At 71.2% G+C, this 12,894-nt stretch carries 16 protein-coding genes; 5 read left to right on the top strand and 11 right to left on the bottom strand.

The window, feature by feature from the left end; translation table 11 throughout:
• Positions 1-119: 119 nt before the first annotated feature.
• On the top strand, positions 120-1,130 hold the full coding sequence (locus NE236_RS36605) for an AraC family transcriptional regulator (RefSeq protein WP_252846846.1): 1,011 nt from the start codon (positions 120-122) through the stop codon (positions 1,128-1,130).
• Here the strand turns inward: NE236_RS36605 and NE236_RS36600 are convergent.
• The 3 genes from NE236_RS36600 to NE236_RS36590 all read right to left on the bottom strand — a co-directional run bounded on the left by NE236_RS36600 (position 1,062) and on the right by NE236_RS36590 (position 2,785).
• On the bottom strand, positions 1,062-1,493 hold the full coding sequence (locus NE236_RS36600) for a YkvA family protein (protein ID WP_252846844.1): 432 nt from the start codon (positions 1,491-1,493) through the stop codon (positions 1,062-1,064). The two genes, NE236_RS36605 and NE236_RS36600, sit on opposite strands and share 69 nt — an antisense overlap.
• A 97-nt stretch (positions 1,494-1,590) precedes the next feature.
• A complete protein-coding gene (locus NE236_RS36595; protein ID WP_252846842.1) occupies positions 1,591-2,220 on the bottom strand; it encodes an alpha-ketoglutarate-dependent dioxygenase AlkB in 630 nt (209 codons plus the stop codon).
• Positions 2,221-2,260: 40 nt separating this feature from the next.
• Positions 2,261-2,785, bottom strand: coding sequence for a GNAT family N-acetyltransferase (locus NE236_RS36590; protein ID WP_252846841.1), 525 nt, complete (start codon positions 2,783-2,785; stop codon positions 2,261-2,263).
• A 184-nt stretch (positions 2,786-2,969) separates the two neighbouring features.
• Between NE236_RS36590 and NE236_RS36585 the strand changes: the two genes are divergently transcribed.
• Positions 2,970-3,584, top strand: a complete 615-nt coding sequence (locus tag NE236_RS36585; protein WP_252846840.1) for a helix-turn-helix domain-containing protein — start codon at positions 2,970-2,972, stop codon at positions 3,582-3,584.
• 27 nt (positions 3,585-3,611) lie between these two features.
• Here the strand turns inward: NE236_RS36585 and NE236_RS36580 are convergent, their stop codons facing one another.
• The gene (locus NE236_RS36580; RefSeq protein WP_252846838.1) at positions 3,612-4,211 is read right to left on the bottom strand and encodes a TIGR03086 family metal-binding protein; all 600 of its coding nucleotides are present in this window, start codon (positions 4,209-4,211) and stop codon (positions 3,612-3,614) included.
• A gap of 167 nt (positions 4,212-4,378) precedes the next feature.
• The gene (locus NE236_RS36575; protein ID WP_252846837.1) at positions 4,379-5,242 is read right to left on the bottom strand and encodes an oxidoreductase; all 864 of its coding nucleotides are present in this window, start codon (positions 5,240-5,242) and stop codon (positions 4,379-4,381) included.
• 107 nt (positions 5,243-5,349) lie between these two features.
• On the opposite strand from NE236_RS36575, the gene NE236_RS36570 reads away from it, so the two are divergent.
• Positions 5,350-6,240, top strand: a complete 891-nt coding sequence (locus NE236_RS36570) for a LysR family transcriptional regulator (protein ID WP_252846836.1) — start codon at positions 5,350-5,352, stop codon at positions 6,238-6,240.
• On the opposite strand, the gene NE236_RS36565 is transcribed toward NE236_RS36570, so the two are convergent.
• The 5 genes from NE236_RS36565 to NE236_RS36550 all read right to left on the bottom strand — a co-directional run bounded on the left by NE236_RS36565 (position 6,234) and on the right by NE236_RS36550 (position 9,233).
• Complete coding sequence (locus NE236_RS36565; RefSeq protein WP_252846835.1) at positions 6,234-6,845, bottom strand: hypothetical protein; 612 nt, start codon at positions 6,843-6,845, stop codon at positions 6,234-6,236. The two genes, NE236_RS36570 and NE236_RS36565, sit on opposite strands and share 7 nt — an antisense overlap.
• A 96-nt stretch (positions 6,846-6,941) precedes the next feature.
• Positions 6,942-7,070 (bottom strand): hypothetical protein, encoded by a 129-nt coding sequence (locus NE236_RS44075; RefSeq protein ID WP_289851346.1) that lies wholly within the window; start codon positions 7,068-7,070, stop codon positions 6,942-6,944.
• A 103-nt stretch (positions 7,071-7,173) separates the two neighbouring features.
• Complete coding sequence (locus NE236_RS36560) at positions 7,174-8,310, bottom strand: HAMP domain-containing sensor histidine kinase (protein WP_252846834.1); 1,137 nt, start codon at positions 8,308-8,310, stop codon at positions 7,174-7,176.
• The gene (locus NE236_RS36555) at positions 8,307-8,960 is read right to left on the bottom strand and encodes a response regulator transcription factor (RefSeq protein WP_252846833.1); all 654 of its coding nucleotides are present in this window, start codon (positions 8,958-8,960) and stop codon (positions 8,307-8,309) included. The genes NE236_RS36560 and NE236_RS36555 overlap by 4 nt, the downstream gene beginning before the upstream one ends.
• Positions 8,961-9,029: 69 nt before the next feature.
• Complete coding sequence (locus NE236_RS36550; RefSeq protein ID WP_252846832.1) at positions 9,030-9,233, bottom strand: hypothetical protein; 204 nt, start codon at positions 9,231-9,233, stop codon at positions 9,030-9,032.
• Between the two features lie 350 nt (positions 9,234-9,583).
• Between NE236_RS36550 and NE236_RS36545 the strand changes: the two genes are divergently transcribed.
• Together NE236_RS36545 and NE236_RS36540 are read left to right on the top strand one after the other, a co-directional pair.
• Positions 9,584-10,279: an ABC transporter ATP-binding protein gene (locus NE236_RS36545; protein ID WP_252846831.1), complete on the top strand. Its 696-nt coding sequence runs from the start codon at positions 9,584-9,586 to the stop codon at positions 10,277-10,279.
• A gap of 4 nt (positions 10,280-10,283) precedes the next feature.
• A complete protein-coding gene (locus NE236_RS36540; RefSeq protein ID WP_252846830.1) occupies positions 10,284-12,110 on the top strand; it encodes an ABC transporter permease in 1,827 nt (608 codons plus the stop codon).
• 201 nt (positions 12,111-12,311) lie between these two features.
• Here the strand turns inward: NE236_RS36540 and NE236_RS36535 are convergent, their stop codons facing one another.
• The gene (locus NE236_RS36535) at positions 12,312-12,767 is read right to left on the bottom strand and encodes an RICIN domain-containing protein (protein ID WP_252846829.1); all 456 of its coding nucleotides are present in this window, start codon (positions 12,765-12,767) and stop codon (positions 12,312-12,314) included.
• Positions 12,768-12,894: the final 127 nt, after the last annotated feature.

Here is a 12,894-nt window from a genome sequence, read left to right as displayed (position 1 = left end):
GGTCCGCGACCTCGCCCGGGAATCACCGTAGGAATCACGAGAGACCGATCCCATGCCCGTGCGTCCGCGTTCCATGTCCGATCGTCTCGCCGAGATCGGGCGAGCCGTACGGTTGGTGCATGGACGTGCTGAGCGACGCGGTCGCGGTGATGCGCACGGGCCGGCCGCACTCGTCGCGGACCCGGCTGCGTGCCCCGTGGGGGATCCGGTTCCAGCCGCAGGAGGGCGCCGGGTTCCACGTGATCCTGCAGGGTTCCTGCTGGCTGATCCCGGCACGCGGCGAGCCCATCGCGCTGAGCGTCGGCGACGTGGTCTTCCTGCCGCGCGAGCTCGGTCACGGGATCGCAGACTCCCCGTCGCGGCGCTTGGCCGACGTCCGCCTCGCCTACGACGACCTGCCGCTCGACGGCGACGGCCTCGCCCTGGGCGTGGACGCGGGCGACGGGTCCGGCGCCCGGACCGAGATGCTGTGCGGCGCGTACCGCCTGGATCACTCCCGCGCCCACCCGCTGCTGACGGACCTGCCCGACGTCGTTCACCTGCCCGCCCGTGTCGGGCGGCATCCCGCGCTACGCGCCGCGATCGACCTGCTGGGCCACGAACTCGGCGCCCGCCCCCGCCCCGGCGGGGACGCCGCGCTGTCCGGGCTGCTGGACCTGCTCCTGCTGTACATCCTTCGCGCGTACTACGAGGACCAGCCCGACGAGGTGACCGCCGGCTGGGGCGCCGCGCTGCGCGATCCCGCCGTCGCGGGCGCGCTGCGAGCCGTCCACGAGGACCCCGCCTGGCCGTGGACCGTCGAGTCGCTCGCCGCCCGGGCGGGGCTGTCGCGGGCGGCCTTCGCCCGGCGCTTCACGGCGATGGTCGGATCGCCGCCGCTGGCCTACCTCACGTGGTGGCGGATGACGATCGCGGCGCGGCTCCTCCGCGACACCGACCTGCCGCTGCGCTCGGTGGCCGAACGCACCGGGTACACGTCGGAGTTCGCCTTCGCCCGGGCGTTCAAGCGGGAGTTCGCGACCGCGCCGGGCCGGTACCGCGCGGGTTCCTCGACCGGCCGGTCATCGCTCACGGGCCGGCAGCGCGCTCCGGCGCTTCCGGGAGACCTCCTGGCCGATCGCGAACAGTAGCCAGGCGAACGCCGTGCCGTCGTCGATGATGCCGACGGGCAGGAAGACGTCCGGGATGAGGTCGACGGGCGACAGGATGTAGATGACGACGGCGATCATCGCGATGATCTTGCCCTTGCTCGTCCGGTACACCTGGTCCTGTACGCGCGCCTGCACGCCGCCCCGGATCGCCCCGGAGGGAGATCGTGCTCCGGACGGCCGAGGGCGCCGGCGGAGCCGCACGATGCCGATGACGAGCAGGACACCGCCGACGGTCATCCCGACGATGCCGATCGTGGTGGCGTCGAGGCCTCCGACGTCACCGCCGACCGCGAAGGTCAGGACCGCGCCGACGAAGAGAACGAGGGCGCCCAGCCAGGCCATTGCTCCTCCGGAGGATTGGGGACACACCGAGTATGTCCCGCTTTTGCCCGCCTATGCGCGATGTTAGGTCAGCGGACACCGCGAGCGGGTGCCGCCGTCAGCGGACACCGCGCGGACGGAACTGGATGCTGATGCGGGGCCCGCAGGGCCGGGCGGTCTTCGGGATGGCGTGCTCCCAGGTGCGCTGGCAACTGCCGCCCATGACGATGAGGTCGCCGTGGCCGAGGTCGAACCGCAGGGCCGTGCCGCCGCCGCGCGGGCGGAGCGTCAGCGCGCGCGGCGTGCCGATCGAGATGATCGCCACCATGGTGTCGTGCGTGCTGCCGCGCCCGATCGTGTCGCCGTGCCAGGCGACGCTGTCGCGCCCGTCGCGGTAGAAGCACAGCCCGGCCGTGCGGAACGGCTCGCCGAGTTCGGCGGCGTAGTGCGCGTCGAGTGCTCGCTTGGCGTCGTCGAGCGCCGGGTCGGGCAGCCGCTCGCCCTCGTCGTAGAACTTCAGCAGGCGGGGCACGTCGACCACCCGGTCGTACATGTGCCGCCGTTCGGCGTGCCACGGCACGGTGTCCCGCAGCCGTTCGAAGAGCGTGTCGGCGCCGGTCACCCAGCCCCGGCGCACATCGATCCACGCCCCGTGGTCGAGCGGCGTCCGGTGCACCGACGAGCCGAGCGGGCCGAGGCCGATCTCGTCGTCGAAGTCCAGCAGCGACGCCTGGAAAGCGCCCGTCATACGAGGAGTGTACGCGGTTTTTTCAAACGTCTGTTCGATCTCATCGTTCGGGCCGGAGTTCGAGACGCCAGTCGTTGCAGCGCATCGGGCGACCCGGCGGATACTCGAAGTCGCACGCGCCGAGCAGGGTGAAGCCGAGCTTCCGGCAGATCGCGTTGGAGGCGGGATGGTCGACGGACGGGTACGCGTGCAGGAACCGATGCCGGCCCTCGGCGCGGGCGCGTTCGACGACGAGACGTCCCGCCGCCGTGGCCAGGCCCCGCCCGCCGAACTCCGGCACGATGCCCCAGCCGGTCTCGTACACCGTCTCGCCTCGCCACTCGCGCTCCCAGTACCCGATGTTCCCGACGGCCTCTCGCTCAGGAAGCACCACGACGCGGAACATCGCCCCGGAGCCCTCTTCTCCCGGCTCCAGGTAGCGCCGGTGCCGGACGAGGACCTTCTCCTCGGTCTCCGGGCCGCCGAGGTGCTCCGTCATCTCGGGCGCGTTGAGGCACCGGAGCAGGTCGAGGTCGCTCTCGCCCCACGGCTCGATCCGGACCTCGGGGGTGGTTCGCGGTGCCATGTCTCTTCCCTTCTCGGGGTCTCACATCGGTCGGCCTGCGCGGCGGTCCGGCCACGCCACGCTCCACGTCGGTGGCGACGGGGTGGTCTGCGAGAGCATGGCGTCTCCGAACGAGACGGCGGACCGTCCGGGGAAGTATGTCGTGACTAAACTAAGTTTGCCAATAGAAATCTCTGGGGGTGTGATGGCCACCGACGAATCCGAGCCGCGCGGCGACCGTGACTCCGGGTCGGCCTCCGACGTCCGACCGCGGATCGGAGCCCGGTTGCGGCGTGAGCGACGGCGACGGGAGCTGACGATCGAACAGCTCGCCCAGGCCACCGGGCTGACCAAGGGATTCCTGTCCCAGGTCGAGCGCGATCGGGCCAACGTGTCGGTCGCCTCGCTGCTGCGGATCTGCGAGGTGCTCGGCGTCCGGGTGGGAGACCTGTTCGACGACGAGGAGTCCGGGCTGGTGCCGGCCGCCGACAGGCCCGCGATGCACTTCGGCGGCACGGGAGTGCGGGACTTCCTGCTCACCCCCCGCGCGAACCGGAGCATCCAGGTCCTTCAGTCGACCGTGGCACCGGGCGGGAACAGCGAAGACGACGGGGATCCGCCCTACCGCACCCGTTCGGACGCGCAGTTCATCCACGTCACGCGGGGGGAGTTCGAGATCACCCTCGACGGCGAGGTCTTCCTGCTGAGGGCCGGGGACTCCCTGACCTTCACCGGACGGGAGAACGTGAAGAGCTGGCGCAACCCGTCTGCGGACGAGGACGCCGAGCTGTTGTGGATGCTGACGCCCTCGCTGTTCTGACCGACGCGGTCCCCATCCGCCCGGCGGCTAATGCACCGGCGACCGCCATGAGGGGTCGCGGCCGGTCAGCCCGAGGAGACGGTCGAGCGGCGAAGCGTCGGCCGGGACCTCGGCGACCGGCCCGAACGGGCCCTTGGCCGCGGCGATCGGATCCGGTGTGGCGACCGTCGAGACGAACCGCAGGCACGCGTCGACCTCCCGGTCGTCGCAGTCGTACGGTCGCCCGATCGACCGCGCGACGTCCCAGCCGTGGACGACGAGTTCGTCCAGGACGACGCCGCCCATGACGTCAGCCGGGAGCGTCACGCCGCCGGCCTGGGTCATGCCCTGCCACGCGTCCGGGTCCCGCCACGCCTCGGCGAGGGCGGCGAGATCCTCGGGGATGCGGGCACGCCAGTCCGCGCCGAGCCGCGCCGCGTCCCCGGAACCGCCGCCGGACGTCAGCGGACCGAGATCCTTGCGGGCGCTGGCAGCCAGGCCGATGGACAGGCCGCCGACATGGTCGATCAGGTCGGCGAGCGTGTAGTCCGCGCACGGCGTCGGCGCGGTCAGCCGGTCGCCGGGAACGGCCGCGAGCAGCTCGGACATCCGCTTCGCGGCGGGCCCGAGGTCGATCATCTGGCTCATCGAGACTCCTTCGCTCGGTCGGTGCGAGGCCGCCGCACGGACGACCCCTCACATGCAGACCCACCGACCACCCGAAACTCATCGGCGAAGGAGCGTGTTGACCTTGGGAGAATCGCCGTTTCCGCCGGCGGATGAAGGGCGATTCTCCCAAGGTCGACAACGAGCGATCAGGCGTCGTCGAAGTCGGTGCCGCGCGAAACCTGCTCCCATGCGAGGAACTCCGCGCGGGCGGCGTCGAGCGAGGCAGTGATCGCGTCGGCCGCGTCGTTGCCCAGCGCGAGGCGGAGCGGGGTCTGCTCGGCGTCGAGCGCGGCGAGAATGGCTGCGGCGGCCTTCGCGGGGTCGCCCGGCTGCCGGCCGTCGAGGTCGGCCTGGAGCTTGCGGACGGGGCCGACGATGTCGGCGTACGCGGGCAGGGCCGCCGACTCCTGGAGCGTGCCGCTGCCGGAGAAGGCGGTCCGGAACGCACCCGGCTCGACGATCATCGTCTTGATGCCGAACGGAGCGACCTCCTGGGCGAGGGCCTCGGTGAATCCCTCGAGCGCGAACTTGGTCGCCGAGTAGGCGGGCACGCCGGCGAACGACATCCGGCCGCCCATGCTGCTCATCTGCACGATGGCGCCCGCCCCCTGGTCGCGCATGTGCGGCAGCACCGCCCGGGTGAGCGCCGCCGGGCCGAAGAAGTGCAGGTCCATCAGGTCGCGCAGTTCGGTGTCGGTGGTCTCCTCGGCGGCCCCGACCAGGCCCCGGCCGGCGTTGTTGACCAGGACGTCGATCCGGCCGTACCAGAGCATCACCTCCGCGACGACGGCGGAGACCCGCGCCGTGTCCGTGACGTCCAGCCGGACGGCGTTCACCCGGTCGGGGTGGGCGGCGACCAGGTCGTCCAGCGATTCGGGCCTGCGGGCGGCGGCCACGACGGTGTCACCGGCCGCCAGCGCCGCCTCGGCGATCGCCCGGCCGAAGCCGGAGGAGGCCCCGGTGATCAACCAGACCCGGCCGCTCGCCGTACGTGTGCTCTCAATGCTCATCTCACGAACTCCTGTCGAGGTGGGATGCCTCCGTTATGCCAGCGGGGGACGCGGGCCGTCCAAGACAGAAGATCGTTTGAGCCATAAAGAGCGTTTATCATCGCAGCGTGGAGCTACGCCAGTTGCGCTACCTGGTGGCGATCGACGACGAGGGGAACCTCGGCCGTACCGCCGAGCGGCTGTACGTCAGCCAGCCCGCCCTCTCGTACGCCCTCAAGAGCCTGGAGGCGGAGTTCGGCGTGCGGCTGTTCGACCGGCACGCCGGGGGCGTCACCGCCACCCCCGCCGGCCGCGACATCATCACCGAGGCCCGCCGTACGCTCCAGCAGGCCGAACGCGTCACCGCCGCCGCCGAACGCCACCGCCGAGGCGCGACCGGGGTGCTGCGGGTGGGCTTCGAGGCCAGCGGCGCGGGTGAGCTGACCACGCGCGCTCGCGCGGAGTTCGCCCGCCGCCACCCCGGCGTACGGGTCGAGCCCAAACGGTTCGACTGGGGCGAGGAGGCGGTGGCGCTGCGGGACGGCCGCGTCGACGTGGCGTTCGTCTGGCTGCCCGCCGACCTGTCCGGGATGCGCAGCGAGATCGTCCACACCGAGGCCCGCGTGGTCGGCCTGCCCGTCGGCCACCCGCTCGCCGACCGTACGGGGATGTCGATCCTCGACGTCAAGGACGAGCCGCTGATGTGGACCGAACGCGCGCCGCGCGCGTGGGTCGACTGGTGGGCGGTCAACCCCAGGCCGGACGGCTCGGTCCCGCGCTGGGGACCGACCAACGACAACGTCGAGGAGATGCTGGAACAGGTCGCTGAGGGCGCCGCGATCTGCTTCGCGCCCGCCAGCATGGCCCGCTACTACGCCCGCCCCGACCTGGCCTGGGTGCCGCTCACCGACGTCGAACCGCTCCGGGTCGCCCTCGCCTGGCCCGATGCCACGGACAACCCGCTGGTCCACGGCTTCGCCCACGTCGTACGGGAGTTGGCCGCCCTCCGGCGTCAGTAGAGGATGGTGTGGACGGTGTTGAAGCTGAAGTCGTTCCCGGCCCACCCGGCCTCTGCCTCGATCCGGCCGTGCGCGAGGAGGGGCACCGCCTTCGTGGAGAGCACCGCGCGGGTGGTGGCCTCTCGGTAGTCCTCGGCCTGCTTCGAGTGATCCGTGGGCGCTGTGGCGTACGTGGCGATCCAGGCGTTGGTGCCGTACGCCCGCCCGTCGTGCCGCGCGTCCTTCGTCACCTGGACCCACGCGGTGCGGCACACGCGGGACCACATGACGGTGAGGGTGCCGCCGCGCTCGCCCCGCGACGCCCCCATGTCACCGACGACGGGGAAGGTCCTCAGCACCGCGCCGTGGTACTCGCCATGCTTGGACGCGCAGAGCCGCGCGTCGCGGCCGGCGCTCACCGGTGCGTTTCTCGCCGGGACGACGGGCACGTTCACGGCGGCCGGCCGCGGCGACGGTGCCGCGGCGGTCACCTTCGAAGCGGCGGCGGCCGTGGCGGTGGACGTGGGGCTGGAGGGCGCGACGGCGGTCACGCCGACGGCGACGCCGCCCACGACGACCGCCCCGGCGATCAGTACGGGCAACCGGTGCCGGTTCTTGGTCTCCATCGGCTCTCCCCGAGCTCCGATGAGCGCGGTGAGCACTCATGATCGTTGGCCTCATGAGTGGAGATGCTCGATGGGCCGTCAAGGTTGCTCGGCTTCTCAGGGAATTTTCAACTTCGTACGCCGCGCCCGGTCGAACGAGCACAGCGGATCCAGCGTCTCGACCGACGCCCAGCAGGCGTCGAACTCCGCTCCGGAGAGCCGGGCGAGCCGCTGCGTCACGGCCACGCCCGGCAGACCGGTCGGCTTGGTCCGCGCCGTCCGGTTCTTGCTCCGCGGCCACGCCGACCGTGGGCCGAGATCGAGTCAGGCACCCCACACTGCCCGATCATCAGGCTCGCGCTCGGGGATCAGCACCGGCCACGGTCGTCGGTGCAGGCACCGCATCCACCGCATCGTCAGCTCCCGGGAAAACCACGACGAGCTCCAACCCGCCACCCGGGTGGGGGTTCGCTCGCACGTCGGCCCCGTGAGCCTTCGCGATCGCCGCGACGATCGACAACCCGAGGCCGGCGCCCTGTCCACGGGTCGTTTGCAGCCGCCGGAAGGGCTCGAAGAGATCGCCGAAACGTTCCTGGGGCACGTGCGGGCCGGTGTTACGGACCGTCAACACTCCACGGGAGAGCGTTACCCCAACGGTTCCGCCGGGATGGTTGTAGCGAACCGCGTTGTCGAGGAGGTTGGTGACGAGCCGATTCAGCAGGACAGGGTCCCCATCGACGACGAACGGCTCTGCCCGCTGTGTCACGGTGACGCCGTCCGAACCCCTCTCCGCCAGGACGAGCCGTACCACCTGGTCCAAGGCCACCGGACTCCTGTTGTCCAGGCCGTGTTCCGCCTGGGCCAGGACCAGCAAGGCGTCGATGAGGTTCTCCGCGCGGCGGTTGTGAAGCAGGAGCGTGCCGCGGATCTCGCCGACGTCCTCGGGGAGCCCGATCTCGATCGCCGCCCGCTGGACGGCCAGCGGGGTCCGCAACTCGTGGGATGCGTTCGCGATGAACCGCCGCTGCCCCGCGACGGAGCGTTCGAGCCGGTCGAGCATCGCGTCGAAGGTGTCGGCCAGTTCCTTCAGCTCGTCCTTCGGTCCGGCGAGCGCGATCCGTTCGTGCAGGGTCGACAGGGACAGCCGCTGCGCGGTGGCGGTGATCCGGTGGATGGGCCTCAGAATTCGCCCGGCGACCAGCCATCCGACGACCAACGAGACCAGCGCCAGGATCCCGACCGTCAACGCGGTCACCTGCCACTGGTAGCCGATCACGTCGTTCACTAGCTCGGGCAGCTGCGGCAGCGGCGGCGGCCGATCGCCCGGCACCCCCCGCGTCGGCGCCACCGCTCCCCCTGGCAGCCGGGCGATCCGCGCGTCCAGCGTCTGGCGCAGCAGGAGGTTGACCGTGACCAGCAACACGACCGAGGTCAGCAGGAACAGTCCGGAGTAGATCAGCGTGAGCCGTACCCGGATCGTCGTCACAGCAGGTATCCCGCACCGGGAACCGTCTGAATGCACGGCGGGGCGCCCAGCTTGGCCCGCAGGCGGCTGACCAGGACCCGCACCACCGTGGTGAACGGATCGGCGTTCTCGTCCCATGCCTCTTCAAGCAGCCGTTCGGAGCTCACGACCGCGCCGTCGGCCCTCATCAGCACCTCAAGGACGGCGAACTCCTTGAGCGACAGGCGCAGGTGCCGCCCGTCCCGCGAGGCTTGCAGCCGGTGAGTGTCGAGCACGATTCCGTGACGCGTCAGCACCGGCGGTACCTGCGACTGGCTGCGCCGCCCCAGCGCCTGCACCCGTGCGACCAGCTCGGTGTAGTCGAACGGTTTGGGCAGGTAGTCGTCGGCCCCCATCCCGAGACCCGCGACTCGCTCCGGCACCGACGCCGCCGCCGTCATCATCAGGATCCGCGTACGGCTTCCGCGCGCCACCAGCTCACGGCACACGAGGTCGCCGTGCATCTCGGGCAGGTCCCGATCCAGCACGAGAACGTCGTAGTCGTGCACCGCCAGCCGCTCCACCGCGGCGGCCCCGTCGTACACCACGTCAACGGCCATGGCATGGCGGCGCAACCCCACCGCCACGAGATCGGCCAGGTCGCGTTCGTCTTCGGCCACCAGAACCCGCATGCCGACGTTCGTACCCGAACCGGCGTAACAACGGCGTTAACGGATCCGTTCACGATCCTGCAACCCGCTTCAGGCCACGCTGGCGGCCATGATCAAAGCCCTCTGCGCCGCCGCCCTGGCGACGGCCTGCTCCATGTCCGCACCCGCGTCCGCGCTTGCATCGGCCCCGAAGCCCCAGCCGAAGCCGGCGTCCCCATCGGCCACCACCCCAGGCGGGGGCTGCACCACCAGCACGGGGCCACCGCCGGAGGGCGGGTCAACCGGAACGGGCATCGTGGGCGTGTCGGCCCAGCGGGGCGGATCGCAGCTCGACCCCGCAGCCCGACCGCGAAATCATCGACACGATCGGCGTGCCGGTCGACCACTATGCACCCATGACCGCGCTCGACCTGGCCATCGGGCGTGACCCGGGCGTGGCCAAGGCGCTTGCGCTTGTTTGACGCGCTTGCCGCAGCGGCCGGGCTGGCCGCCCCCTCACCCTCGCCGACACCCGGCGCGCCGCCATGGCCGAGCCGGACCGCTCGGCCGCAGCGCTGTTGCCGGAGCGCATCGTTCCGGCTTCAGGCGGACCTGCGCCGGCTCGAGACACGTAAGCAGAACTGGACCTATCGAAGGAGTGGATCGTGAGCAACGCCGCCGACACGCCCGTGCTTCGTGCCCTCGGGCTGCGGAAGGAGTACGGCAAGGGGGAAGGATTGGTGCGCGCCGTCGACGGGGTCGATCTCGACGTCGTCAACGGAGAGACGGTGGCGATCACGGGGCCGAGCGGCTGCGGAAAGTCCACGCTGCTGCACCTGCTCGGCGGGCTGGACCGGCCCTCGGGTGGAGAGGTGCGGCTGAACGGCCGGCGCATCGACGACATCAGCGAGAAGGCCCTGGCCCGGATGCGGCGGACCGACGTCAGCTACGTCTTCCAGTCCTTCCACCTGATGGAGGAGCTCACCGCCGTGGAGAACGTCGAGCTGTCGGCGCTGCTGGCCGGACGCTCGCCCCGGGCCGCCCGGCGGCGAGCGGAGGAGCTGCTGGATCAGCTCGGGCTCGCCGGCCGATCGCGGTTCCTGCCCTCCGCGCTGTCGGGCGGCCAGCGGCAGCGGGTCGCGGTCGCCCGGGCGCTGAGCAATGAGCCGCTGGTCGTCCTCGCCGACGAACCGACCGGAAATCTGGACAGCGCCGCCACCCTGGACGTCCTCCAGCTCTTCAAGGACCTGCACGATGCCGGGCAGACACTGATCATCGTCACCCACGACGCGCGGATCGCGGCCACCGCGGACCGGAAGTTCTCGATGCGCGACGGCGCGCTCGCCGGGCTGGAGGACTGACCGAATGGGCAGCATCCTCCTCGTGCTCCGTCTCGCCCTGCGAGACCTTCGGCGGCGTCGCACCGAGGCCGCGCTTCTGCTGCTCGCCATCCTGGCCGCCACCACGACGCTGACGCTCGGGCTCGTCCTGCGCGACGCGGCCAGCGACCCGTACGAGAGCACCCGGGCGGCGACCAAGGGACCTGACGTGGTCGCCAACGTCGGCCGGGTCACCGACCTCGCCGACCTCGAGAAACTGGCCACCGCCTCCGGCGTCACCGAGCACAGCGGACCGTACTCCGTCATCGCGGGGAAGCTCGAGGTATCCGACCGGACGTCGGACGTGCAGGTCGAAGGGCGTGACGCCACTATCGCGGCGGTCGACCAGCCCGAGGTGACGCAGGGCAGTTGGGTCAGCGACGGCGGCGTGGTGCTCGAGGCCGCCTTCGCCGACTCACTCGATGTGGGCGTCGGCGACTCGGTCACCCTGGGCGGTAGGTCGTTCAAGGTCGTCGGCGTCGCCGTCACCGCCGCCATGCCGCCCTATCCCGGCGCGTCCTGCATCGTCTCCGCCGGCTGCATCAACGGCGCCATCCCCGACGACCGGGACCTGCCGGCGGGGTTGCTGCACAATCCCGGGCTGGTCTGGCTCACCCAGGCGGATGTGCGGAGCCTCGCCTCGGACCGAAGCTCCCTGTCCTACGTGATGAACCTGAAGCTGGCCAACCCGGACAAAGCCCAGGCATTCGTCGACCGGACCGGCGGCGATCATGGCGGCGCCATGCCGATGCAGAGCTGGGAGAGCATCCTCGCCGACGCCACCGACCTGGCCCGGGACTCCCAGATCCTGTTGCTGATCGGCGCCTGGCTGCTCGGCCTGCTCGCTGTGGCCAGTCTTTCGGTGCTGGTCGGCGGCCGGATGGCCGATCAGACTCGACGCGTCGGACTCCTCAAGGCAGTCGGTGGCACACCGGGTCTGGTCGCTGCCGTGCTGCTGGCGGAGTATCTCCTGGTGGCCGTCGTCGCGGCCGCGGCCGGGCTGACGATCGGAGCGCTGACCGCTCCGTTGCTCACCGAGTCGAGCGCGGGCCTCGTCGGCAGCGCGGGGACGGCGTCGTTGACCTGGTCCACGATCGGTCTGGTGACCGCCGTGGCACTCGGCGTCGCCGTGGTGGCGACCGCTGTTCCGGCCGTGCGCGCGGCCCGCTCCAGCACCGTCAGCGCGCTGGCCGACGCGGCACGCCCACCTCGCCGCACCGGTTGGCTGATCACTCTCTCGGCGCGACTGCCCGTCCCGCTGCTGCTCGCTCTGCGGGTCGCCGCCCGCCGGCCGCGACGGGTGGCACTGGGTGTGGTCAGCATCGCGATCACGGTCAGCGGGAACTACGTCTTGATGGTGCTCAACGCCTTCCTCGGCGACCAGCCAGGCACCGGCGCATACACCGAAACTCAGGTGGCGGTGCTGCGGCACGTGCTCCTCGTCTGGACGGTCATCCTGCTCTCCCTGGCGGCGGTCAACGCCATCGTCATCACCTGGGCGACGGTGCTCGACAACCGGCATGCGTCGGCGCTGGCACGCGCCCTCGGCGCAACCCCTCGTGAAGTGACCGTCGCCCTGGCGACCGCGCAGGTGCTGCCCGCGCTCCTTGGCGCCGTCATGGGTGTCTTCCCGGGAGGCTTCCTGCTGTTCGCCGCCATCAACACGATCACCGGCGGCGACAGCGACAAGGCCACGCTTCCCGTGCCCTGGCAGCTGATCGGGCTGGTGCTCGCAACCGTGCTCGTGGTGGCGGCGCTCACCTCTGTTCCCGCCCACCTTGGCGGCCGCCGTCCCGTGACCGAGACTCTCTAAGCTGACCACCACGGCAAGCCTGGTGATGCCGCGTAGATCCGTTCCTTGAGCGGCTCGCCGGGGCCCGTGGTGCCCGGTCCGGAGGAGCCACCGCGTCCACGGCCACGCCCACCAGTCACCTTGGCGCGAGCGTGGCCGCCGATCGTCTACGCGGCCGACTGCCCGCGGCGGCTCCGACCGGATCTCAGGGCTGCGGGGGCCTCACCTGAGGGTCCAGCTCCGCTGGGCCACCGTCGAGGACCCGCCGACGTACACGGCGCCCTTCGCCGTCGCGCGCAGGTATCCGCCGGGTCCCCACTCGTTCATGATCTGCTGCCCGTGCGAGGCGTTCGGCGCCCAGTACTGGTAGGTGAAGTGCTCGCACGGGCGGACCACCACGGCCCTGGTCTTCGCGCGTGAGTCGACCATGGTCAGGCAGTAGCCGGTCGCCTGGTTGCGGATCGCGTGACCGCCCGGAAAGGCCAGGCGGGTCCACTTCTGGGCGCGGCCGTTGGTGCAGCGGGCGACGTAGGCCTGGCGCTTGCCGTTGACGCTCAGGCACTTGTGCGTCGCGCTGTTCTTGTACGACACGTACGACGACGCCGCCTGCGCCGGTGTCCCGCTCAGGACGAGACCCGTCAGACCGAGCGCCACCGTCCCAATGATCGTTCGCTTCATTTGAGCGTTCCTCTCTCTACGGGGAGTGACGCTCAAATCTCCAATCCAAGATCAACTCATCTATGGCCCAAAGATGATCAAGAGGTGGCGTGGGGGCGCAGCGCGGCTGGTGGGGGGGGCGGGGGGC

The organism is Actinoallomurus purpureus, assembly GCF_024055795.1.
GTDB lineage: Bacteria > Actinomycetota > Actinomycetes > Streptosporangiales > Streptosporangiaceae > Actinoallomurus > Actinoallomurus purpureus.
This window is presented reverse-complemented; position numbering and strand designations above follow the sequence as displayed.